Below are 22,051 nucleotides of genomic sequence, written 5' to 3'. Positions count from 1 at the left end.
ATTTGCGGCCTGTCAGCCGCCGTAACCGTAAAGCCGGGGAAGCCACAGCACGGTGCTCGGCACGAAAGTGATGATCGCGAGTCCGACGATCATGATGATGAGGAAGGGAACGAGATGCCGGATCGTCTGGCCGATCGGGGATTTGGTGATCCCGCTGACGACGAAGAGCAGCAGCCCATAGGGCGGCGTTGCGAGCCCGATCATCGTGTTGACCACGACGACCACCCCGAAATGCACCGGGTCCACGCCGAGCGAGACCGCGGTGGGCAGCAGGATCGGCACGATCACGAGCAGGATCGCATTGGCTTCGAGCAGGCACCCGAGCACCAGCAGGAGCACGTTGACCAGCAGCAGGAAGGTGATCCGGTCGAGCTGCATGTCGCCCAAGGCGCTGCGGATCTCGTTCGGGATCTGCTCGACCGTGACCACGTAGTTGAAAGCCAGCGCCCCGGCGATCAGGATGCCCACGCTCGACGTGGAGCGGGCCGATTGGCACACGGTCTCGTAGGCCGCCCGCAGGCTGACGGAGCGGTAGAGAAAGGTCGAGATCAGGAAGGCATAGAGCGCGGCGAGTGCGGCCGCCTCGGTGGGCGTGGTGATACCGCCATAGATGCCGACCAGAAGGATCACCGGCATCAGCAATGCGGGCACGGCGCGCAGCGTGATGCGGGGCATCTCGCGCACCGGCACGGGCACTTCCACCGGGAAATCGTGGCGTCTCGCCTGAATGGCGTTCATCACCATCAGAAGAAGCGCGAGGATCAGACCCGGTCCCACGCCGCCGAGAAATAGGTAGCCGATCGAGGTGTCGGAGACGAGCGCATAGAGCACCATCGGGATCGAGGGCGGAATGATCGGGCCGATAATCGCGGCGGCGGCGGTGATCGCTCCGGCATAGGCGGGGGGATATTTCCCGTCCTTGGTCATCAGCTGGATGATGATCTTGCCGATCCCCACCGCGTCGGCGATGGCCGAGCCCGACATGCCCGAGAAGATCAGCGAGGACACGACGTTGACATGGCCCAACCCGCCCCGGAAGCGACCCACCAGCGCACGGCAGAAATCCAGCAGCCGGTCGGAGAGCGAGCCGATGTTCATCAGGTCGGCCGCGAAGATGAACAGCGGGATCGCCAGCAGGACATAGGAGCCGTAGAGCCCGCGCAAAACCTGCTCGGCGGCGATGCTCATGTCTTGCTGTTCGAGCAGAAGATAGAGGATCGAGGCCCCCAGCATGGCATGCCCGATCGGCAGGCCGACGATGGCGGTGGCGACGATGGCCGCCACGGCGAGGGTGAATTCCCAGCTCATTCGGAGAAATCCTTGCGCGCGACATGCGTCAGATCAGGGTTGTCATCTTCGGGGCCCTGGCCGCGCAGCTCTTTGATCAGAATCCAGCCGTAGCGCAGGATCGTGACCGCCGTGAAAATTGCGAAAACGGAAAAGACGTAGCTGAAGGGGATCTTCATATAGGCCGTCTTTTCGATCTTCATGAAGGAGATGTAGCTCAGGACATCCGGCAGCGAGGCCGCATAAATCCCGACGATGAAGAGCGAGAACAGGATGCGGAACACGCGGCGCACCTTGGGTCGGACCGCGCCGTAGATGATGTCGAAGCGGATCTCGTCTTCTTCGCGCGCCGAGACGGATTGCCCCCACAGCACGACCCAGAGCCACGCGATGACGCACAGCTCGACCGTCCAGCCGACGGGGTGGTTCAGGACATAGCGCATGAAGACCTGAACGATGAAGGCCAGGAACATGGCGGCCAGAAGCAGCGCCGGAACGGCGTCGGCCAGACGGCGCGCTACGTTCCGCCAGCGGCGGCTCGTGTTTTGCATCGGTTTGCCTTTCGAGGGGCGAAGGGCCGACATGGCCCCTCGCCCTCAGTGTATCCGGGGGTCAGGCCTGGATCGCGTTGATCTGTTCGAGCATCCCCTCGGGCCAGCTCTTGGCGAAGTCGCTGGCGAGATACTTCTTCTGCGCGTAGTCCCGGAAGGCGGCGCGGTCGGGTTCGTAGACCTCGAGGCCCTGTTCCTTGAAGAAGTCCACCAGTTCCTGCTCGCGCGTGAGGTGCTCCTCGGTGCTGGCGGCGATTTCCTTGTCCACGGAGTCCTTGAGCAGCTTTTGCTGATCGGCGCTCATGTCGTCCCAGACCTTCTTGGAGATCCCCAGCACGTCGAAACCGACGAGGTGGCTGGTCAGGGCGATCTGGCTCGTGACCTCGTAGAACTTCATGTTGTAGTCGTTCGGCAGCGGGTTGTCCTGACCGTCGATCGCCCCGGTCTGGAGCGCGGTGTAGACCTCCGAATAGGCCAGCGGTGTCGGGCTGGCGCCTATCGCCTCGCCAAGGAACTGCCACGCGTCGCCGCCCGGCATGCGCAGGGTCATCCCCTTCAGATCCTCGGGCGTGTTGATCTTCTTCTCGGGCTTCAGGTTGACCTGACGCGCGCCGAAATAGACCGGCGCGAGGACATGGAGCCCGGCCTGCGCCGCAAGATCGTTGAGCTGCTTGCCCACGTCGCTGTCGAAGACGGCTTTCATATGGGCCGCATCGCGCAGCACATAGGCGGCGGTCAGGATCGACCATTCCGGCACCTGATCGGCCAGCTTCTGCGGCGCGACGAGGCCCATTTCCAGCGTCCCGCGCTGGATCGAGGTCAGTTCACCCCCCTGCGGGACGAGCGTCGACTGGTTGTAGACCTGAAGGTCGAAATCCTTGGCGACATCCTCGGAAATGCGGGCGAAGGCTTTGGCGCGAATGTCGTTATTCGACACCACCGAAGACAGGCGGAGCCTTTTGCGATCTTGAGCGAATGCGGTGCCTGCCATCAGGGTCGCGGCTGCACCAGCGGCCCCTGTCGCCAGCACGCTGCGGCGAGTCAATTTGGTCATAGTTCCTCCCTTTCGCCGCATCGAGAGCGGCTCATTCAATTCGGCATCTCAAATTTCATATGTCAACTTTAAAAATATCATACGTTTTTAATTTTGGCGTACAGAATCACGAGCGGGTGTTCTTCTCCACCCGCTTGCCGACTGTCAGACATCGTCTTTCAAAGAGTTCAGGGAACGCGACCGGTCGCCAGAATGTGGTCGACGCCGCTTTCGACATGGGAGATCAGCAACTCCACGGCCGCATCCGCATCGCGGGCCAAGGTCAGGTCACGCAGGCGAATGTGGTCTTCCTTGGCCTTCTCACCCCGGAATTCCAGAATGATCATGTGATAGCGCATGAAGCGATCGAAGACCGAGGAATGCGTGCGCATCAGGTTTGGCCTGTCGCACGCCGCGATCATCGCGAAGTGGAAATCCCAGTCATGACGCACCCAAGGTTGCACCGGACCGTCGCCGCCCGCGATCAGCTCGCGTTCGATCGTCTCCAGTTTGTAATGCGAAGAGACGACGCCCGCTTCCCACTCGATATCGCCATTCGCGATGGACTGGCGCAGGGCGTGAGTCTCGAGCAGCAGACGCAGGTCGGCCAGATCGCGCAGGTCGGCCTTGCTGATCGGCGCCACCTCGAAGCCGCGTTGTCCTTCAGCGGTGACGAGCCCTTCGTTCGTCAGGCTGCTGAGCAATTCGCGCAGGGTCGTCACGCTGATATCGTATTTCTTGCGCAGCAGATCGAGCTTCAGCTTCTGCCCCGGCTTGAACCGCCCATGCACGATGTCGCCGCGCAGGCGCCGGTGGGTGATGTCACCGACAGTCTCCCCGGGATGTCCACTGATATCGAACTTATGTATCTTCACGTCGCGCGTCGATCTATTGCCATTTCCCTCCGCTTATCGCCTTGCGCGAGGCATCATCCAAGCAATTTATCCGAATTCAGGCATAATCGGCGGAACTTACCACAACCTTTGCATCCGATCGACAACTGACGACTGCGCAGCCTCATGCAAGCTGCCGAAGAGTTTACGAACTGAGCAGACAACTACCTACTGTGCCAGCTCCTGGTAATGCGCCACCAGTTCGCGCGCGTTGTCGGGGTGATGCCTGCGCCGTCCGGCCTCGATCTCCTTCGCCATCTCCACGACCTTGCGGTTCATCGGCGCCGCCTTGCCGCGCGCCTCGAGGAAATCGACCACCAGCCCGTTCACCTCGTCGACCTCGGCGCGACGGCCCTTGCGCCAATCCTGCAGCGAGGTCGTCAGCGTGTCGTCCCTTGAGAAGGTGCGAACGACCTCGTCGAAGATCTCGTCGACATAGCGTTCCGGGTGGTTACTCATCACCGGCGGCATCCCGATGATCGGCATGATGGTGGCGCCGTCAGCGAGTGCTGCCTCCATTGCCTCATACCCGGCGCGCCGCATCACTTCGAGAAACTCGGGATCGCGGACGCTGTCACGCATCGCAGTGTCGATGATCGCCGTGGGGATCAGTTCGGCTGCATTCACCACCAGCTTCATCCATTTCGCCGAGCGGATATCGTCCACCACCTGAACGGTGCCGGAATGGCGCAGGATATCGGCCACGTCATGCACCCGCGGCTGTTGCTCGGGGTCGAGCGCGCCAAGCGCGAACCAGCTTTCGTCCGTGTCGTTCTGGCGGGTCGTAATCCCCGGCTCCCACATGTTCGACGCGATCTGGATAACCGCGCCGATCGTGCGATGCGCGCCGACGATGTCGGCGATCGCCTCGTGGGTCATGCCGTTCTGCAGTCCCACGACGAAGCCGTGCTCCGCCAGAACCGGCTTGATCATTTCCGCCGCCCAGCGGGTGTCGTAGGCTTTCACCACCATGAAGACGAGATCGAAGGGCTCCTTGATTTCGGCGATCTCGCACAGGTGCAGCGCCTTGACCGGCGTGTGCAGCTGGCGGGTCGGCAGGTTGACCGTCAGTCCCTTCTCGCGCATCGCCTCGACATGCGCGGGCCATTGGTCGATGAAGGTGACGTCCAGACCTGCGAGCGTGAAATCCGCCGCGATGGAGGCGCCCTGCGCACCGGTGCCGATGAAGGCGATGCGCGGGAATGGGGTTTGCTTGGTCATGGGTCGCGTCTCCTCGGTTGCGGTCATTGCATGATCATCCCGCCGTCGATCTGCAGGCATTGGCCGGTCATGTAGTCGGAGTCCGGCGAGAGCAGGAAAGCCACCGTTCCGGCCACATCTGCGGGCATCGAAGTCCGGCCGAGCGGGATTCCGGCGGCGAAGTTGCGCAGGGCCTCGCCCGGCTCGGAAGACACCCCCATTTCCATCAAATCCTTGTCGAGCACCGTCCAGAGGTCGGTCTCCACCACGCCCGGCGCGAAGGCATTAGCGGTGATCCCGTGCGGGGCAAGGGTGCGCGCGGCGGCCTGCGTCAGGCTGATGACGGCGGCCTTGCTTGCGCAATAGGGAGCGAAATCGCCGAAGCCCGCGCGACCAGCCATGGAGGCGGTGTTGATGATCTTGCCTTTCCGCTTGGCCGCGATCATCGCCTTCGCCGCCTCCTGAATGCCGATCAGCACGCCCATGCCATTGACCGTCATGATCTGGTTCCAGTTCTCCTCGGTCGTCTCGAGAAACGGCTGCGGACGGTTGAAACCAGCGTTGTTGACGATGGCATGGAGAAAGCCGAACTCCGCCTCGCAGGCGGCAATGGCCGCGCGGGTAGCGGCGCGGTCCGTCACGTCGGTCTTGCAGAAAATCGCGCGACCGCCCTCGGCAGTCAGGGCCTTAGCCGCCTTCTCGCCTGCGGCGTCATCGAGATCCGCAATCACCACGCCATATCCCGCTGCCGCCGCGCGCCGGGCGATTTCGAAGCCGATGCCCCGCGCAGCGCCCGTGACGACGACGCCTCCCATCTCGTCTTTGTCCGACATGGTAGCCTCCCTGCTCACTCAGTCCGATGCAGCACGAAGTCGTAATTGGACTCCCACAGCGTCTCGCCATTCTCGACCGGGGTGAACTCGGCGATCAGGGACTCCTTGACGCCGAACACCGCATCCGAGGTCAGGTATTTGTCGCCCGCCACGAAGGTATGGGTCGTCACCGGGTCGAAGCCCTCGGCGCTGACGATGAAATGCATATGCGCGGGGCGATACGGGTGACGCCCGAGCTTGCCCAGCATCTTGCCCACCGGACCGTCATCGGGGATCGGGTAGGAAACCGGCTTGATGCCCTCGAACCAGTAGCGCCCGTCCGGCCCCGTGGTGAACACGCCGCGATTGTTGTTGCGCGGTTGGATGTCGGGCTGCTGGACGTCGTAGAAGCCGTCCTCGCTGTCCGACCAGACGTCGATCCGCGCGCCTTCGACCGGCTTGCCGTCGAGATCGGTGACGGTGCCATAGAAGCGGCAGGTCTCGCGCCCGCCCGCTTGTGTGATGTTCGCGCCCATCTCGTATTCCGGCACGCCATCGACGTGGAACGGCCCGAGCACGGTGTTCTCGGTCGCCCCGGTCGGGCGGCGGTTGTTGATCGCATCGACCAGCATCGAGACGCCCAGCACGTCGGAAAGCAGGATGAACTCCTGACGGTTCTCGTCGCAGATCTGACCGGTCTTGGTGAGGAAATCGATCGCGATATCCCACTCGGCTTGGGTCAGTTCGACGTCCTTGACGAAGGCATGCAGGTGACGAACGAGGCTTGCCATCACGGTCTGGAGGCGCGCATCGGTGCTCTCCGAAACCCGGGCGTTGACGGTTTCGACCGAGGCGTCCTCGGTGAAATAGGCGATCTTCGGCTCTTGGGTCATGTCATTCATTCCTATCAGGTCGTGATGGGCCGCTGACCGGCATGGGCGCGGGTCAGCAGGTCGAGAATGCCGTCGCGCGTGATGTCGCGCGGGTTTTTGTAGGGGTTCTGCACGGCCATATCAGAGGCGCGCGCCAGATCGCTTTCCTTGAGGCCAAAGTCGGCCAGCGCGAGAGGGGCGCCGATGGAACGCGCGAAGTCGTAGAGTCCGCCGCCCAGATCGCCGCCGAACAGCTCGGTCGCGCGCGCCAGTTCGGCAGACGCCGCCGCCGCGTTATAGGCGGCGGTATGCGGCAGCAGGATCGCGTGGGTTTCCGCGTGGGGCATGTCGAACCCGCCGCCGAGCGTGTGGCAGAGCTTGTGATGCAGCGACATGGCGACCGCGCCCAGCACGGTGCCGCAGAGCCACGACCCGTAAAGCGCATCGGTGCGGGCATCGCGATCCTCCGGCGTCTCGACGATCCGCGGCAGCGCCGTTTTCAGCGCACGCAGACCTTCGACCGCCATCAGCGAGGTGACGGGGTTCGCATCGGGCGCATAGAGCGCCTCGACCGCGTGAGCCATCGCGTTCAACCCGCTCGCGACGCTCATCGCGACCGGCAGGCCGAGCGTCAGATCGGGGTCGTAGATCACGGTTTCCGGGCGGATCTTTGGATCGCGGACGGTCGTCTTCTGCCCGTTCTCAGTCTGGCCGAGAATGTCGGTGACCTCGGAACCGGCATAGGTCGTCGCGATCACCACCTGCGGCGCATCGTTGCGCCAGGCGATAGCCTTGCCCAGACCGATGGTCGAGCCACCGCCGAGCGCCACGACGCAATCGGCCTTGGTCTGGGTATAGACTTCGAGCGCGGCCTCGGTCACGGCGACCGGCGTGTGCATCGCCGCTTCGGTAAAGGTTCCGGCCGCCATCTCCCCGAGGTCTTTCGCAAGCGCCTCGGCGTCGTTTTTCTGGAACGGCGTCGACAGGATCAGTGCGCGGGCGCAGCCCAATCTCTCTACCTCCTCGGCGACTTTCGCCAAGGTCCCGGAGCCAAAGACGATGCGCCCCGGAGTGGATGTGTAGATGAACGCTTCAGGCATGGTTCCTCCCTGCGCCTCGCACAGACGAGGCGTTGAATTGAGCCAGCGTGGGCCGCGAGGTTACTCCTCGCGGCGCCGACGCGCGGTCGTGTAGATGAGCGCCGCCACGAGGATCAGCACCCCCTGGAAGCCGTATTGGTAGGCCTGCGACAGCCCGAGGAAGGACACGGCGTTGAGCACTTCGGTCAGAAGCACCGCGCCCAGCAGCGAGCCGATGAAGGTGCCGCGCCCGCCGAGAAGGCTGGTGCCGCCCAGCACGACCGCGGTGATGCTGCCCAGCGTGTAGTTCACGCCTTGCGCCGGGTCGCCGACGCCGATCTGCGCCATCAGCATGATCGCACCAAGTGCGGTCAGCAGCGACACGGCGATATAGCCGAGCACGAAGGTCCGATCCGTGCGTATCCCGATCCGACGTGCGGATTCCTCATGCGAGCCGACCGCGCGAAGCTGCCACCCTGCCCGCTTGCGGCGCAGGCCCAGCTCCATCGCGATGGCGATCGCAATCATCACGACGAAGGCGACAGGCACGGGGCCGAAGCTGCGGGTGAGCGTGTCGATCACGTCGAAGGAGATGTAGCCGCCCGGACCTTCGCGCAGCACGAAGCTCATGCCCTGCAAACCGATGAACATCGCCAGTGTGGCTGCGATGGGGGTAAAGTTGGCAAACCGGATCAGCACGCCATTGATCAAGCCGACGACGATCGCCGCGCCGAACATCAGGGCGAAACCGAGCGCCATCGTCGTGGCTGGGCTGCCATCGTTGATGAAGAACGACCCGATCACCACAAGGAAGCCAGCGAGCGGCCCGACCGACAGGTCGATCCCGCCCATCAGCAAGGCGATGGTCTGCCCCAAGGCGATGAAGCCGAGTGCGGTCGCGAGGATCAGGATGTTCGAGACGTTGAAGGACGACAGGTAATTCTCGTTCTGCGCGCTTACGAACAGCGCGAGCAGCACCGTCACCAGCGCGAGCGGCACGATGGTCGCATTATCGGTCTGCACGAAATGGCGCAGTTTCGCGCCGAAGCCCTCTTTCGCCTGATGCTCTTCATCGACGTGATGCGCATGCGTATCTGCCTCGACCGCAGCCCCCACGATACGAGCCTCGGTGATGTCGTCTCCGCGCAGCGTCTCGACGATGCGGCCCCGCGACATGACCAGAACGATGTCGCACAGCCCTTCCAGTTCCGCCGCATCCGAGGAGTTGACGATCACCGGGGTGCCCGCATCGGACACCTCACGCAGGATCCGGTAGATCTCGAAGCGCGCGCCGACATCGACGCCCTGCGTGGGCTCGTCGGCCACGATGAAGCCCGGCTCCGAAAGAAGCGCGCGGGACATCACGATCTTCTGCTGGTTGCCGCCCGAAAGCTGGGAGACCTTCGCCTCGACGCCCGCGGCCTTCACTGCCAGCGAGGAGAAGACCTCCTGCACCTTCTGCATTTCCTTGCCGCGATCCAGCACGCCGCCCGAGGCATATTTGTCGAGCGAGGCGAAGGTCGCGTTTTCCCGGATCGTCAGATCCGCAGCGAGGCCCTCGGTATGGCGATCCGACGGCATGAAAGCCGCTGCGTGTTTCAGCTCTTTCGGCGAGAGCGTACGACCGTGGAGCTTGATCGCGCCGCGATGGGGCTGAAGGCCGACCAAGGCGCGCATCAGATCGGACTGGCCGTTGCCCTCGACACCGGCGACGCCAATGATCTGGCCGCGTCCGAAGGCGAAGGCCACATCCGAGAATTTGCGCCCGCTGAGGCCTTCGACCTCGAAATTGATCGGGGGATTGGCGTCGGCGCATTTCGGCGGGAAGGCAGAGGCCAGTCTCCGCCCGACGATTAGGTCCAGAAGCTGCGAATTGCTGATCTCGCTCGCAGGCGCGCTACCCCGGTGGCGGCCATCGCGCAGCACGGTCACGCGGTCCGCGATCTGACGCAACTCGGCCAGACGGTGGGTGATATAGATAACGGCGGTGCCGGAGGCTTTCAGCGCCCGCACCTTCGCGAACAGCATATCCGTCGCGTCCTGATCAAGCGCGGCCGTCGGTTCATCCAAAATAAGCACACGGGGCTGGACGGCGAGCGCTTTCGCCAGTTCCAGCAGGTGTTTCTGCGCGATGGTCAGCGTATCGACACGCGCGTTCAGCGGCACCTCAAGGCCGACCTCTTCCAGCAGGCGCTTGCCGACGCGGTCCTTGCGGTCGCCTTGGAAAACAGAGGCAGGCAGTGACACCTGCAGGTTCTCGAGCACCGTCATGTCGGGCAGGATCGCCGGGTGCTGATAGGAGATCGCGACGCCAAGCGCCGACGAGCTTTCCGGTGACAGCGGCATCACGTCCCGCCCGTCAAATTCGATCCGGCCGGTGCTGGGCTGGAGAACGCCTGTGATCAGGTTCATCAGGGTCGATTTCCCGGCCCCGTTCTCGCCCAGGATCGCGTGCACTTCGCCTGCGTGAATGTCGACGCTCACGTCGCTCAGGGCGCGGACCGCCCCGAAGGATTTCGACACGCCGCGCAAGCGGATCACGGGGGTGCCCGTTGACGTTTCGCGGAGCCCGTCCGCCTTCTCCATCGGTTCGATTTCAGCCAATGCTATCATCCGTTTAGTTCCGCCGATCTGAGGGGGTTGGCGCGGCAGTCTCCGGGCGGATCGCGCCGCCCGGAGACAGGGGGAGGTTACTGGCCGACGGCCTTCGCCTGCTCGTCACCCGAAAGCTGAGCAGAGAGATAGATCGCGCCGGGCAGATCCGAGCGACACTGGACGGGGTTCGGATCCCCATCGGTCGAGTCCTCGAAGTTCGGGGCCTTGAAGATTTCCTCCGACGGCGGGGTGCCACCGGTCGCTTCCGCGATCGCCCATTGCACGGCGAGACGAACGTTGTCGTTGCCGGTCGCTACCGTGAAGAGCTTGAAATCCGGGTTGTCGGCGTGGGCTTTCTCCCAGAAGCAGCCGAGCGAGTTGCCGTCGGACGTCGCGAGCGCCGGGATCGAGCGGTCGAAATTCGCGAACACCGGCAGCGCGCCCACGAGCGACGGCCCGAAGTCGGACACGATGACGTCGATATTGTCATGCTGCGCGATGGCAGCCGACAGCACCTGCTGCGTCAGCGACGGATCCCAGTTGGTGACCGCGAAGGGGTCCGGGTTCAGGAACTTGTAGCTGTCGTCGAGGATGTTCTTCATCCCCTTGAGCTCGTCCAGACCCTGGCTGTTGCCCGCCGGGCCCGACAGGAACAGGATGTTCGCGCCGTCCGGGAAGTTCTCCTTGATCCACTTGCCCCAGCTTTCGCCGTCATAGACGAAGTCGGCACCGACGAAGCGGGTGTAGTTCTTGCCGGCCTCACCGCCGACATTCACGCGGTAGGGCACGACGACCGCGCCCGAGCGATAGGCTTTGGTCAGCGCGGGCAGGATCGCAGGACCGGCATCGCCGAAGACGACCATCGCATCGACACCGCGCGCCGCCATCGAGTTGATGTCAGAGATCGCCTTCTGCGTGTCGCCCTGACCGTCGGCATAGTAGTAGTCGGTGATGCTCGGACACTTCGCGGCTTCCTCCTTGCCCGAAGCGGTCGTCACCAGACGCCAGCTATTGCCCCCGAAACCGTCGAGCAGCGCCAGCGAGGCTTTGTTCGGGCCGCACCAGGAGGGTGCGTCCTCTGCGCTGGCCGCCGAGGCCGAAAGGGCAATTCCAAGCCCCAGCGCCATATAGGCAGCGCATCCTTTCAGGTTAGACAGTTTCATGGTTCTCCTCCTCTGTAGAACTTGTCTGTTCTTTCTTGAAACGGTTCGTCCATTCGATCGAGTAGACCCCGATGCCGAATACAAGAGCGAGCGCCTGCACGATGGTCTGCGCCGAGTAAGGCACACCGATCGACAGAGCGAACTGGCTGAGCTGGTTAAGAAAGAAGGCGGCGATGACGACCGAGATCGGAAAGCCGCGTCCTCCCAGAAGCGAGGTCCCTGCCAGCACCACGACGGCGACCGAGGGCAGAAGCAGGCTGTTGCCCTGAAATGCCGTGGGTTCGCGGGTGATGCCTGCGATTAGGATGCCCGCGGTGCAGTAAAGGATCTGCGCCGCCACATAGGCCATCGCCTGATAGGGTTTAACGCTCAGACCAGCCGCACGGGCCGCCTTGGGATTGGCCCCGATCGCCTCGAACCGACGGCCAGCTACCGTCTTTTTCAGGCCGAAGGACACGAGGGCCAGAATAGCGAGGGCGAACAGCACCGAATGGGGAATACCCAGGGTCTGACCGCCCGCGATATGGGCCAGCAGGTTCGTCGTGATCCGCGGCACGCCGCCCGAGATCGCGAAGACCGCCGAGAACAGAAGCGCGTTCATCCCGATGGTCGCGACGATCGCGTTCAGGCGGAAATAGGCGACCATGATGCCGTTGAGCACCCCCGCGGCAAGCGCGAAGCCGATCGCGATGATCAGGGCGGGCAGAAGTCCCGCATCCTGGCCGTTGGGCATGTGGGTCGCGATCACCACCGCGAGCGATACCGAGCCCGGCACCGAAAGATCGAAGCCGCCCTGCTGCACCACCAGCATCTGGCCGAGCCCGACGATGCCAAGCACCGCCGCGAAAGGCAGGCTGCCCATCAGCGACCCGGCGGTGACCGCCGAGGGTGCGAAGATGATGCAAAGGAGGATGAGCGCCAGCGTCGAGGCGACGATGGTCACGAAGCCCTTCGACAGGGACATCGAAGAAAGTCCCATCGAACCTCCGAAGCTATGCGGCGTCGTCTCAGCCATGTTTTCTCCTCCTCCCTCGCGTCGCGTCTCAGCTGATTTCCAAGGTGACCTTGACCGCCTTGTCGGGCGACTTGCCAAGCTCCAGCGCGGTCATCGCGTCATCGATGTTGTAGCTGTGGGTCTGGATCGGCGAGAGATCGAGCCCGGTGCGCTCCAGGAACCGGATCGCCGCCGGCCAGACGCCGGGCGAGCCGATGCAGCCTTTCACGTTGAGGTTCTTGATCTGGATCTTGCCCAGCTCGACCGGGAATTTCTGGCCGATATTGATGCCGACCATCGAGACATCCCCGTCGTCGCGGGCATAGTCGAACACGTTGGCCAGCGAGGCCGGATGGCCCGCGCATTCGACCACCAGATCGGCGCCGCCCTTGGTCATCTCCTGCACCGCTTCGATCGGGTCGCCATCGGTCGGATCGATCGTGCCGTCCGCACCGAGCTTCATCGCGATCTCGCGGCGAAGCGGCACCGGATCGACCACGATCACGCGAGCGCCCATGCCGATCGCGGCGGCTGCCGAGACAAGGCCGATCGTGCCGCCGCCCGAGACGACGACCGTATCCGCCGCGCAGACGCCGCCATGGCGCAGCACCGCGTAATACCCGCAGGTGAAGGGTTCGATCAGCGCGCCTTTTGCGTCATCGACCGCGTCGGGCAGCTTGTGCAGCCATTCGGGGCGCGCGGCGAAGAATTCGCGATCCGCACCGTCCATCGAGAAGCCGAAGTGGTGGATGCGCTCGGGCGTGTTGATCACGCATTCGCCGACCACACGATCCCCGGGCTTGAGCCCGTCGACATTCTTCCCGACCTCGACGACTTCGCCGACCCATTCGTGGCCCGGAACGACCGGATAGGAAATCGGGATGATGTATTGACCGGCCAGCAGCTCGTAATCTGAGTGGCAAATCCCAACGCGGCGCGACTGGATTAGCACCTCGTTGTCCGTGATGCCGGGCGTCTGCACCTGCGTCACGATGGGCTTGTTCGGTTCGTCGAAGATCAGGGCTTTCATGTCAGGCTCCAACTTTCGCTGCGGCGGGTTGCGCCACGCGTTCGATTTGACCGCTGCGGGAGGAGGCGAAGACCGCCTCGAGCAGCGCGATATTGTCGACCAGATGATCGGCGGTGATCGGGTAGGTTTCCTGTCCGCGCACGGCGCGGGCGAAACTCACCAGGTTGTCCTTCACGGGCTCGGCCTTGCCGATCTCGACGGTCTCGATCGGCCCGCCAGCCATGGCCGAGGTCACGATCCAGCCGTCGGGCGCCTCGACATGCGCCTTGTCGCGGATGTCGATCCAGCCTTTCGAGCCGTAGACCGTGAAGCGGGACATGAACGGGTTCGACAGCGAAGCCGACACGTAGGAGGTCCCGCCCCCGGCGAATTTCACATAGGCCGCGACCGTGTCGCCCTGCGGCAGTTCCGAAGACAGCTGCTCACAGATGCACAGCACGCTTTCCGCGCGGCCCAGAAGGCGGACCGACAGATCGAGCAGGTGGATGCCCGTCGCGGTCATGCCGCCTGCGGGTGCTTCGCTCGCCTGAACGCGCCAGTTGCTCGGGTCCATGCCGACGAATTTGTCGTGGCTGAAATTGGCCTCGATTTGCTGGATACGGCCTAACTCACCCGCATCGGCCTTCGCCAGCATCTCGGCGATCGGCGGCTCCCAGCGGCGCTCATGGCCCATGCCGAGAACCAACCCAGCCTCGGCGCAAAGCGCGACCGAACGGGCGGCTTCTTCAGCGGTGAGCGCGAGCGGCTTTTCGCAGAAGACATGCTTGCCTGCCGCGACGGCCTTGGCGATCTGATCCGTGTGCAGCGAGTGCGGCGTCGCCAGCACGACGGCCTCGACCTCGGGATCGTTCAGCGCATCGGCGTAATCCGCGCTGAGCGTCACGCTCTTCTCGGCGCAGAGATCGCGCACCGCATCCATATTCGGCTCCACCGCGCGGACGACCGTGATGTCGTCGGGGGCGCTCGACAGAACGGCGAGCATCTTCTGCCCCCACCATCCCATGCCCACGAGGGCGATTTTGACCGGCCCCGACATCAGCGGTTGTCCACGCGCTTGGAGAACGGACGGATCGAGACGGACTTCCACAGACCGACCTTCGCGAAGGGGTCGTTGCGGTTGAACTCCTCGACCTCTGCGAGGCTGTCGGCCTCCAGCACGAAGCAGCTGCCGATCATGGTCTCTTCGTCGTCGCCCAGAAGCGGGCCCGAAATCACCGTTTTCACCGGTGCCTGGGCCAGATAGGCCTTGTGGTCCTCGTAATTGGCCAGCCGCTTATCGACGGCGCCGTCATGGTCGAGGCAATGGATTACGTAATGCATCTCAGTCTCCTCACTTCGCCGGAATGATCTTGCGCGCGCGCAGCTCTTCGAAGACGTCGAAGAAGCTGTCGGGCGTGCTCTGATAGGCGTCGAAACCCAGCTTCCGGCTGTTGGTCATGTCGGTGAAGCATTCCAGCTCGCGGCCCAGGTCGGCGTCACTGTGCCACCACGAGGCCAGCTTGGTCACAGGGATGTCCTGAAGCCCGTATTGGGCCACCATCTCGGACCAGATCGCGGGCGCATCCGCCATCTGCTCTTCGAGCGGCGTCGTGTGACCGGGGTATTCCGCGACCTCGAGGCCGAAATACTCGGCGATCCGCGCCCAGAGCCACGTCCAGCGGAAGACATCGCCATTTGCGGTATTGAAGGGCGTGTTCGCAGCTTCCGGCGTCGTCGCGGCCCAGTAGAACTGTTTGGCGAGGATGCGCGCGTCGGTCACATCGGTGACCGCGTTATATTGCTCGGGCGAACCGGGATAGAGGAACGGCTTGCCGGTGTGCTTGCAGATCGAGGCATAGACCGCGAGCGTCACTGCCATGTTCATGTAATTTCCGACCGTGAAGCCGATCATCGTGTGCGGGCGGTGCACCGACCAGGTGAAGCCGTATTTCTCTGCCATCTCCAGCAGCACATCTTCCTGCGCGTAGTAGAAGTTCGGCCCCGGCAGACGCGGGCTCGATTCGAGGAAGGGCGTGTAGGGCGTGACCTTGGCGTAGTCGTCGAACGAACCGAGGTAATGCTTGAGGCCCGTCACCAGCGCGCCGTGCTTGATCGGCGCGCCTGCGATTCCCTCGAAGAGGTTGCGCACCATCATCCCATTCACGCGGACGTTCTCTTCCTCGTTGGCCTGACGCGACCAGGTGCAATAGAACACATGCGTCACGTCCTTGGCCGCAGCCAGCGCGGCCTTGCTGGCTTCCGCATCGGTCAGGTCTGCGGCAATGTGCCGGTCGGACCACTCGAGATCGACATCGCTGCGCGACACCGTCACGACCGTCCAGCCGTGAGATTTCAATTCGCGCGCGGTGTAGCTGCCCGAGAGGCCGGTCGCCCCGACAATCAACGCAATATTCTGTTCAGCCATGGGTCTTCGCCCCTTTCTTGCAGTTCCGTTTCGTCAGGTGGTGACGAGAATTTTCAGATGTTCCCCGGCAGGATCGAGAAGCGCCTCGAAGCCCTTGTCGACGACATCTTCCGCCGCGATCCGCGAGGTGATGACTTTCTCGATCGGGAAATTGCCCGAGGCGACCATGCGGCCGATCCGGGGCCAGATTTGCGTCGGGTAGCACCAGGTCGCTTCGACCGAGATGTCCTTGAGCGCCCAGAGCATCGCATCGATGCTGGCGGGTTTCATGTGCAGGCCCACCTGCACGACCTTGCCCTGGCGGCGCACCGCTTCGGCGCAGGCGTTGAGCGAGGCTTCGAGCCCGACACATTCGAGCGCGACGTCGACGCCGACACCCTCTTCGGTCAGATCGCCGACGACGGTCGGCAGCTCGCCGCCGCGCGGGTCGACGACATGCGCATAGGGCGCGATTTCCGAGATGATCCGGCGGCGGTTCGGGTTCGGCTCCGACACGATAATCGTGCTCGCACCAGCCGCACGGGCCGAAAGCACCGTCAGCGCACCGATCGGACCGGCGCCCGAGACAAGAACGGTCGAACCTGCCTCGACGCCGCCGCGATCCACGCCGTAAAGCGCCACCGCAGCCGGCTCGATCATCGCGGCCTGGTCATCCGTCAGCCCCTCGGGCACGGATTGCGCGTTGTAATCCTTGATGACGGCTTTCTCGCCCATGCCGCCCCAGGCCCAGCTCAGGCCGATGCAGCCCAGTTGCGGCGAGAGGTGATAGAGGCCGCGCTTGCCATAGTAGTCATTGCGCGGCGCCACGAGCGGCTGAACCGAAATGCGCTCGCCGACCGAGACGTTGCTGACCTCGTCGCCCACTGCGAGAACCTTGGCGGAGAATTCATGGCCAAGAATCTGCGGGTTGGACGCGCCGGTATAGATATGCGGTTCGGACGGGGTGACGATCGGCCCCGCGATATATTCGTGAAGATCGGTGCCGCAGATGCCGGTCACGATCGGCGCGACCAGAACGTCATCCGGCGCCAGTTTGCTCGACGGTTCTTCGACATCCTCGACGCGGATGTCCTTCGCTCCGTGAAAACGAACAGCTTTCAAAGCTTTTCCTCCCTTTCCAAGTCTCGCGATCCTCTGGGTCTGCCGGGATCACCCCGACATCGAGATCGCCATTTGGCTGCGACGATTCGTAACAAACCAATCCGGCCATCACTGCAGAAAAATTTCCGCTTCGGATAAATTACATTCATAACCACCGTTTTGGCGACGTAATGTCGGCCCAACACATAAGTGGGAGATATAAGCATGAGCCAGACCCAGGTGGCAGACACTGATCAGATCGATACGCAGCAGACGCTTGGCTGGATCGGCGTGGGCAAAATGGGCGGCCCCATGGCGCGCAACCTCGTAGCGAGTGGCGCGAAACTTCTTGTCTCCGACCCGGCGAAGGACAGCCGCGATCGCCTGACCGCATTGGGCGCATCCGAGGCCGCGTCGATCTCGGATTTCGCGAGCGCAGGTATCGTCTTCTCGACGCTGCCGAACGATCAGGCTTTGCTGGATGTCGTCGGCAATGGCGAAGACGCAGGCCTCGCGACCACCCTGCCCGCGGGCGCGACGCTGGTCGAGATGAGCACGGTCTCCCCCGAATGCTCCGAAAGCGTTGCGAAGGTTCTTGCAGCCAAGAAAATCAACTATGTCAGAGCGCCGCTCTCGGGCAGCACCGACATGGCCGCGAATGCCGCGCTCACCGTGCTCGCCTCGGGAGACCGCGCGGGCTGGGACGAGGCGCTTCCCTACATCCGCAAACTCTCGGCCCGGCAATTTTTCCTCGGAAACGGCGAAGAAGCGCGCTACATGAAGCTCGTTTTGAACACTCTGGTCGGCGCCTCTTCCGCGGTGCTCTCCGAAGCCTTGGCCATCGGCGCCAGCGGCGGCCTGACCCGAGCCGATATGATGGATGTAATTTGCGAAAGCGCAGTGGCCTCGCCGCTGTTCAAATATAAGCAGAAGCCGGTCGTCGAAGATGACTTCACGCCCGCTTTCACAGTGTCTCAGATGATCAAGGATTTCACGCTCATCAGCGAAGCCGCCCGACGCAACAGCGTGCCGCTGATGACAACCGGCCTGATCCTCGAGCTTTATAGAAGCGCCTCGAACGCGGGCATGCAGGACGAAGATTTCTTCGCATTGGTGAAATGGCAGGAAAAGTTGTCGACAAGATGAAATTGGCGGAGCAGCATTCGGAGGCCATGCAACCTCAGGATGCTGAACTCACGAGTCACGAGCTGTCCCGGATCGTCGATTTCCTCCGGCAGCTTCGTGCGCCCTTCGACGCGAACATGCCCGGCGGCAAGCCGGACGTGTATTTCAACATCACGCTCGAACTTGTCGACGCGCACCTGCGTGTGAGCCCGATCGACAAGTCGGGCCTGATCAGCCTCGCCGATGTGCCCTACAGCACCGGCAACCGGATGATCCTGAAGATGATCGAGGACGGGCTGATCCGGCAGGTGCCGCGCGGCAACGGGCTGAAGACACATTTCCTCGAACCCTCCGACACCCTGCTCAACACTTTCATGGACTACGCCACTTACGTGAAGGGGCATCTGGCGAAGACCTTCGGCTTGCGGCGCGGGATGGAGACCAGCGAATACTATTTCGGTGGCAGCTATTTCGCCTCGCAGATCATCTCTCCCGTGCGCGGGGAGGACATCTCGTCGATCAACCTTGGCGATATCAAGTTCCTGCTGAACGACGACAACTACTTCATCGCCATGCGCAACATGTGGTCGGATTTCCGCAACGATTTCGGCAAGCGCAGCAGCTTCGATCTTCAGCGTCTGCCAGACCTTTATGCCAACACGCGGCGCACCCTTTCGGAAATGTCGCCGCGCTATGACGTCGTCGCGATGAACATGCCGTGGCTCGGGGAGTTCGCGGAGCGTGGGGAGCTCGCCCCGCTGGACGATCTCATCTCGGATGCCGCGATCAACGCGCTGGATTTCCATCCCTCCGTCTGGGGGACCGGCAACTGGAAGGGGACGCAATACGGCATCCCGCTCTATTGCACGATCGAGATTCTCGCGGCCCGCAAGGATTTGTTCGAGAGCCGCGGCCTCGCCTATCCGAAGACCTTCGACGAGACCATTGCCGCCGCGCGGGAATTCCATAACCCGCAGGACGACTTCTACGGCATCGCGTGGAACGGGCAGCGTGGCATGCCGATCGCTAACTCCTTCATGTTCTTCCTCGCGGCCTGCCGGACTACCGTCATCGATATGCCGCTGCGCAATCAGGAGAGCTGGAGCTTCGACACATTCGAAAAGCTGAAGCTTCAGATCGACACCGAGGATGCGCTCGAAGTGATCGAATACATGAAGCAGCTCGTCGAGGTCTCTCCCCCCGACATCGCGACGATGGATTGGGAGCGGCGGATCCACTACTTCATGTCGGGTCAGACCGCGCTTGCCTATTGCTGGACGATGCGCGCGGCGCGCTTCGAGCATGAACTGAGCTCCCGCGTTGCACGACGTGTCGCCTACCTGCCGCCCCCCTCGCGCCGGATGCGTCGCGTGTCGGCCCCGATCGGCGGCTTCCTTCTGACGATCCCCGCCTATGTCGAACCCGCGCGGCAGAAGCAGATCATCGACGCGATTGCGTGGATGGTCTCGCCCGAAGCGATGAAGGAGCACGTGAAGAACGGCTTCCCCGTGGCTCCGCGCTTCTCGGTCTGCGCCGACCCGGAGGCGCTGGCCTCCTCACCCATCGTCAGCATGGTCGACCGCATGGCACGCAAGAACGAGCTGGTGACATGGGCGCGCCCGCCGGTGCCGGAATTCAATCTGATCGAACGCACGCTCGGGGAAGAAATCCACGACATCGTCTTCAACGGAAAATCGCCCCAGCGCGGACTGAGAGACGCGGAGAACCGAATTCTCGACGCCGTCCGATCCGCGGGCTGAGACTGCTTCCCGCTGGCTGCCCTCTCGAGCTCGGGGGTATCGCTTGGCTGAGCAGCCATGGGGCATTCAACTGGCCGAGACTGGCGCCCGGGCAGCGTTCACGCCGGGCGGTGCAGGTTGAAGCAGTCGCCCGACAGGCGGCATCGAGACGCCGATCCTGATGCTCTTCCCGGAATTTCTGAAGGTGCTCCTCTCCTTCGTGGAGCGCGAGCGTGCGCTTCGTCACGTCGATTGTTGGGTTTCTACCTATTCGACCTGGCTGACTGCAGCGGAGAAAGCGCGGGACCACGTGCTCGATCTGCATACGGCTATTCTCGACGAACGTTGTGGATCTAATTTTTGGATGGCAGGTCGACACGTCATCCACTTCGGGATGCCCCAAAGCCCCTAGACGGACCCTCCGTAGATAAGTGACGGGGGGCACGGGTGGTGATGCGCGCGTCCCATGCCGCTTGAGCGGACGGATCGGCCGGTTTCCGGATATCGTCAGGCGAGCTCGGCGGCAGGCGGCGGCGCGGCCTCGGGGGAGGGGACGGCCTCATGGCCCAGATTGCTCTGAACCTCGCGATCATATTCCCCGACGCGCTGGACATTATGCATGATCCGCGTGAACCAGCGCATCGCATCGGTCGCCTGAAAGGTCTCCTGCATCGTATAGAGCCCGACATGCTCGCCAAGCAGAAGCCCGCGCCGGTGCCGCGCGAAGCGATGGGCCACCGGCGCGGCCATCAGCGCCATCCGTGCCCCGATCTGCGGCAGATCGAGCGGGCGGTCAGGCGACAGGCAGGCGGCGAACCACTGCGCGGGCCGCGGCGTGATCTTGCCGCGCAGCAGGATCGCGATATAGCCGCGATGTTCGGCCTGCTCCACCAGACGCACCAGATGGTCAGCCTGATGCATCAGGGCTGCGAAGGCGGCGGCCTCGGTGGGCTTGTCGCGCGGGACCGAAACCTGCGCCATGTAATCCTTCAGCTCATCGAGCGCGATCCCGACCCGCGGGCCCAGTGCCGACATCCGCCGCAGATCGCGCGCAGGGCCGATGGCCAGCGAATAGGCCGAGAGGACCTCGCGCGCGGCCCAGATCACCATCGCATGGGCCGATTGCATCGCCGCGCCCTCGTCGCTCAGCAGATGCCGGTCTAGCTCGGGCGGTGCGCGCCCGCCCAGATCGGGGCGCAGCTTCGCGACGAGCGTCGCGAATTGGCGTGTGACGGGCAGAAAGACCAGCGTCCCCAGCAGGTTGAAGCCGGTGTGAAACAGCACCAGCGCGGTGTCCACCCCGGTGCGCGCGGCCAGCGCCTCCAGCGGGCCCGCGATCAGCTGCAGCAGGGGGAAGGCGATCACCATCGTCCCGCAATTGAACAGCAGGTTCGCAATTGCCGTCTGCTGCATCGCCCGCGATCCCCCGAAGGCGGCGATCAGCGCGGTGAAGGTCGTGCCGAGGTTCATCCCGATCACCGCCGCCGCCGCCTGAATGAGCGGCAGCGCGCCGTTGCTGACCAGCACCAAAACCACCGCGATGGCCGCCGAGGAGGATTGCATCACCACCGTGACCGCCAGCCCCAGCGCCGCCATCGCGAGCAGGCCGCCCACCCCGGTACCGGGGATGCGCTCCACCGTGATCCAGTCCGCCGCGCCGGACATACCCTGTTGCATCATGTCGAGCCCGATGAAGAGCAGGCAGAAGCCCGCAAGCACGCGCCCGATGCGCGCCGCTCGGCCATGCGAGAGAAACAGCGTCAGGCTCGCGAAGAACAACAGCCCCATCGCCACCGCGCCGAGCTTCAGCTTGAAGCCGACCAGCGACACGATCCAGCCGGTGACGGTGGTGCCGATATTGGCGCCGTAGATCACGCCGAGCGCCTGCGTGAAGCTCAGAAGCCCCGCGCCGACGAAGCCGACCGTCATCACCGTGGTGGCTGAGGAAGACTGGATCACTGCCGTCGTGACCAGCCCGCTCGCCACACCCTTGAGCGGCGTGGTGGTGAACCGTGCCAGCAGGCGGCGCAGGTTCGCGCCTGCCGCTTCGCGCAGCGCCTCGGTCATTATCTTCATGCCGAGCAGGAACAACCCGATTCCGCCCAGTGCCGACAGTGTCTCGGACATGGTTTTCCACCCTTTGCCGTCGAGAATGCGACCGCGCGAAACGGAATTCAAGCGCTGGCAAGAGCGC

Annotated in this window: 19 protein-coding genes; 2 read left to right on the top strand and 17 right to left on the bottom strand. The window is 63.5% G+C overall.

What is annotated here, in order from left to right; genetic code table 11:
- Positions 1-12 precede the first annotated feature (12 nt).
- From F8R15_RS13920 to F8R15_RS13845, 16 genes are all read right to left on the bottom strand, one after another.
- The gene (locus F8R15_RS13920) at positions 13-1,308 is read right to left on the bottom strand and encodes a TRAP transporter large permease (RefSeq protein ID WP_152844967.1); all 1,296 of its coding nucleotides are present in this window, start codon (positions 1,306-1,308) and stop codon (positions 13-15) included.
- Positions 1,305-1,871: a TRAP transporter small permease gene (locus tag F8R15_RS13915; RefSeq protein ID WP_253732599.1), complete on the bottom strand. Its 567-nt coding sequence runs from the start codon at positions 1,869-1,871 to the stop codon at positions 1,305-1,307. The genes F8R15_RS13920 and F8R15_RS13915 overlap by 4 nt, the downstream gene beginning before the upstream one ends.
- Before the next feature lie 28 nt (positions 1,872-1,899).
- Positions 1,900-2,892 (bottom strand): TRAP transporter substrate-binding protein DctP, encoded by a 993-nt coding sequence (gene dctP, locus F8R15_RS13910; protein ID WP_152844966.1) that lies wholly within the window; start codon positions 2,890-2,892, stop codon positions 1,900-1,902.
- 167 nt (positions 2,893-3,059) lie between these two features.
- Entirely contained in the window at positions 3,060-3,746 is a 687-nt protein-coding gene (locus tag F8R15_RS13905) for a GntR family transcriptional regulator (protein WP_078522949.1), read from the bottom strand.
- 186 nt (positions 3,747-3,932) lie between these two features.
- A complete protein-coding gene (locus tag F8R15_RS13900; RefSeq protein ID WP_152844965.1) occupies positions 3,933-4,985 on the bottom strand; it encodes a ketopantoate reductase family protein in 1,053 nt (350 codons plus the stop codon).
- 23 nt (positions 4,986-5,008) lie between these two features.
- Positions 5,009-5,797 carry a glucose 1-dehydrogenase gene (locus F8R15_RS13895; protein WP_152844964.1) on the bottom strand — a complete coding sequence of 263 codons (789 nt, stop codon included), beginning with the start codon at positions 5,795-5,797 and terminating at the stop codon, positions 5,009-5,011.
- 14 nt (positions 5,798-5,811) lie between these two features.
- Entirely contained in the window at positions 5,812-6,669 is an 858-nt protein-coding gene (locus tag F8R15_RS13890) for an intradiol ring-cleavage dioxygenase (RefSeq protein WP_152844963.1), read from the bottom strand.
- A 14-nt stretch (positions 6,670-6,683) separates the two neighbouring features.
- Positions 6,684-7,748 carry a maleylacetate reductase gene (locus tag F8R15_RS13885; protein ID WP_152844962.1) on the bottom strand — a complete coding sequence of 355 codons (1,065 nt, stop codon included), beginning with the start codon at positions 7,746-7,748 and terminating at the stop codon, positions 6,684-6,686.
- Positions 7,749-7,808: 60 nt separating this feature from the next.
- The gene (locus F8R15_RS13880; RefSeq protein WP_216644127.1) at positions 7,809-10,331 is read right to left on the bottom strand and encodes an ATP-binding cassette domain-containing protein; all 2,523 of its coding nucleotides are present in this window, start codon (positions 10,329-10,331) and stop codon (positions 7,809-7,811) included.
- Positions 10,332-10,417: 86 nt separating this feature from the next.
- Positions 10,418-11,485 (bottom strand): substrate-binding domain-containing protein, encoded by a 1,068-nt coding sequence (locus F8R15_RS13875; RefSeq protein WP_078542683.1) that lies wholly within the window; start codon positions 11,483-11,485, stop codon positions 10,418-10,420.
- Positions 11,472-12,500 carry an ABC transporter permease gene (locus tag F8R15_RS13870; RefSeq protein ID WP_216644126.1) on the bottom strand — a complete coding sequence of 343 codons (1,029 nt, stop codon included), beginning with the start codon at positions 12,498-12,500 and terminating at the stop codon, positions 11,472-11,474. Before F8R15_RS13870 ends, F8R15_RS13875 begins: the two co-directional genes overlap by 14 nt.
- A gap of 28 nt (positions 12,501-12,528) precedes the next feature.
- A complete protein-coding gene (locus tag F8R15_RS13865; RefSeq protein WP_078522955.1) occupies positions 12,529-13,509 on the bottom strand; it encodes a zinc-binding dehydrogenase in 981 nt (326 codons plus the stop codon).
- A gap of 1 nt (position 13,510) precedes the next feature.
- Positions 13,511-14,545 carry a Gfo/Idh/MocA family protein gene (locus tag F8R15_RS13860; protein ID WP_078601805.1) on the bottom strand — a complete coding sequence of 345 codons (1,035 nt, stop codon included), beginning with the start codon at positions 14,543-14,545 and terminating at the stop codon, positions 13,511-13,513.
- The gene (locus tag F8R15_RS13855) at positions 14,545-14,829 is read right to left on the bottom strand and encodes a YciI family protein (RefSeq protein WP_078606176.1); all 285 of its coding nucleotides are present in this window, start codon (positions 14,827-14,829) and stop codon (positions 14,545-14,547) included. Before F8R15_RS13855 ends, F8R15_RS13860 begins: the two co-directional genes overlap by 1 nt.
- A gap of 10 nt (positions 14,830-14,839) precedes the next feature.
- On the bottom strand, positions 14,840-15,913 hold the full coding sequence (locus F8R15_RS13850) for an SDR family oxidoreductase (RefSeq protein WP_152844961.1): 1,074 nt from the start codon (positions 15,911-15,913) through the stop codon (positions 14,840-14,842).
- A 33-nt stretch (positions 15,914-15,946) separates the two neighbouring features.
- Positions 15,947-17,014, bottom strand: coding sequence for a 2,3-butanediol dehydrogenase (locus tag F8R15_RS13845; protein WP_152844960.1), 1,068 nt, complete (start codon positions 17,012-17,014; stop codon positions 15,947-15,949).
- A 204-nt stretch (positions 17,015-17,218) separates the two neighbouring features.
- On the opposite strand from F8R15_RS13845, the gene F8R15_RS13840 reads away from it, so the two are divergent.
- Both F8R15_RS13840 and F8R15_RS13835 read left to right on the top strand, forming a co-directional pair.
- On the top strand, positions 17,219-18,139 hold the full coding sequence (locus tag F8R15_RS13840; RefSeq protein WP_152844959.1) for an NAD(P)-dependent oxidoreductase: 921 nt from the start codon (positions 17,219-17,221) through the stop codon (positions 18,137-18,139).
- 26 nt (positions 18,140-18,165) lie between these two features.
- The gene (locus F8R15_RS13835) at positions 18,166-19,878 is read left to right on the top strand and encodes an extracellular solute-binding protein (RefSeq protein ID WP_168174793.1); all 1,713 of its coding nucleotides are present in this window, start codon (positions 18,166-18,168) and stop codon (positions 19,876-19,878) included.
- Positions 19,879-20,364: 486 nt separating this feature from the next.
- On the opposite strand, the gene F8R15_RS13830 is transcribed toward F8R15_RS13835, so the two are convergent.
- Positions 20,365-21,984: a Na/Pi cotransporter family protein gene (locus tag F8R15_RS13830; RefSeq protein ID WP_152844958.1), complete on the bottom strand. Its 1,620-nt coding sequence runs from the start codon at positions 21,982-21,984 to the stop codon at positions 20,365-20,367.
- Between the last annotated feature and the right edge of the window lie 67 nt (positions 21,985-22,051).

The organism is Thioclava sp. JE_KL1 (assembly GCF_009296265.1).
Classification (GTDB): domain Bacteria; phylum Pseudomonadota; class Alphaproteobacteria; order Rhodobacterales; family Rhodobacteraceae; genus Thioclava.
Note: the sequence above shows the minus strand (reverse complement) of the source record. Positions and strands in the feature narration are given on the sequence as shown.

What these genes read in the sequence shown, in the direction of transcription:
- F8R15_RS13870 (WP_216644126.1), bottom strand. Translation starts at nt 12,500, where the DNA reads ATGGCTGAGACGACGCCGCATAGCTTCGGAGGTTCGATGGGACTTTCT.
- F8R15_RS13920 (WP_152844967.1), bottom strand. Translation starts at nt 1,308, where the DNA reads ATGAGCTGGGAATTCACCCTCGCCGTGGCGGCCATCGTCGCCACCGCC.
- F8R15_RS13885 (WP_152844962.1), bottom strand. Translation starts at nt 7,748, where the DNA reads ATGCCTGAAGCGTTCATCTACACATCCACTCCGGGGCGCATCGTCTTT.
- F8R15_RS13855 (WP_078606176.1), bottom strand. Translation starts at nt 14,829, where the DNA reads ATGCATTACGTAATCCATTGCCTCGACCATGACGGCGCCGTCGATAAG.
- F8R15_RS13865 (WP_078522955.1), bottom strand. Translation starts at nt 13,509, where the DNA reads ATGAAAGCCCTGATCTTCGACGAACCGAACAAGCCCATCGTGACGCAG.
- F8R15_RS13900 (WP_152844965.1), bottom strand. Translation starts at nt 4,985, where the DNA reads ATGACCAAGCAAACCCCATTCCCGCGCATCGCCTTCATCGGCACCGGT.
- F8R15_RS13840 (WP_152844959.1), top strand. Translation starts at nt 17,219, where the DNA reads ATGAGCCAGACCCAGGTGGCAGACACTGATCAGATCGATACGCAGCAG.
- F8R15_RS13915 (WP_253732599.1), bottom strand. Translation starts at nt 1,871, where the DNA reads ATGTCGGCCCTTCGCCCCTCGAAAGGCAAACCGATGCAAAACACGAGC.
- F8R15_RS13830 (WP_152844958.1), bottom strand. Translation starts at nt 21,984, where the DNA reads ATGTCCGAGACACTGTCGGCACTGGGCGGAATCGGGTTGTTCCTGCTC.
- F8R15_RS13835 (WP_168174793.1), top strand. Translation starts at nt 18,166, where the DNA reads ATGCAACCTCAGGATGCTGAACTCACGAGTCACGAGCTGTCCCGGATC.
- dctP (WP_152844966.1), bottom strand. Translation starts at nt 2,892, where the DNA reads ATGACCAAATTGACTCGCCGCAGCGTGCTGGCGACAGGGGCCGCTGGT.
- F8R15_RS13890 (WP_152844963.1), bottom strand. Translation starts at nt 6,669, where the DNA reads ATGACCCAAGAGCCGAAGATCGCCTATTTCACCGAGGACGCCTCGGTC.
- F8R15_RS13875 (WP_078542683.1), bottom strand. Translation starts at nt 11,485, where the DNA reads ATGAAACTGTCTAACCTGAAAGGATGCGCTGCCTATATGGCGCTGGGG.
- F8R15_RS13895 (WP_152844964.1), bottom strand. Translation starts at nt 5,797, where the DNA reads ATGTCGGACAAAGACGAGATGGGAGGCGTCGTCGTCACGGGCGCTGCG.
- F8R15_RS13860 (WP_078601805.1), bottom strand. Translation starts at nt 14,545, where the DNA reads ATGTCGGGGCCGGTCAAAATCGCCCTCGTGGGCATGGGATGGTGGGGG.
- F8R15_RS13850 (WP_152844961.1), bottom strand. Translation starts at nt 15,913, where the DNA reads ATGGCTGAACAGAATATTGCGTTGATTGTCGGGGCGACCGGCCTCTCG.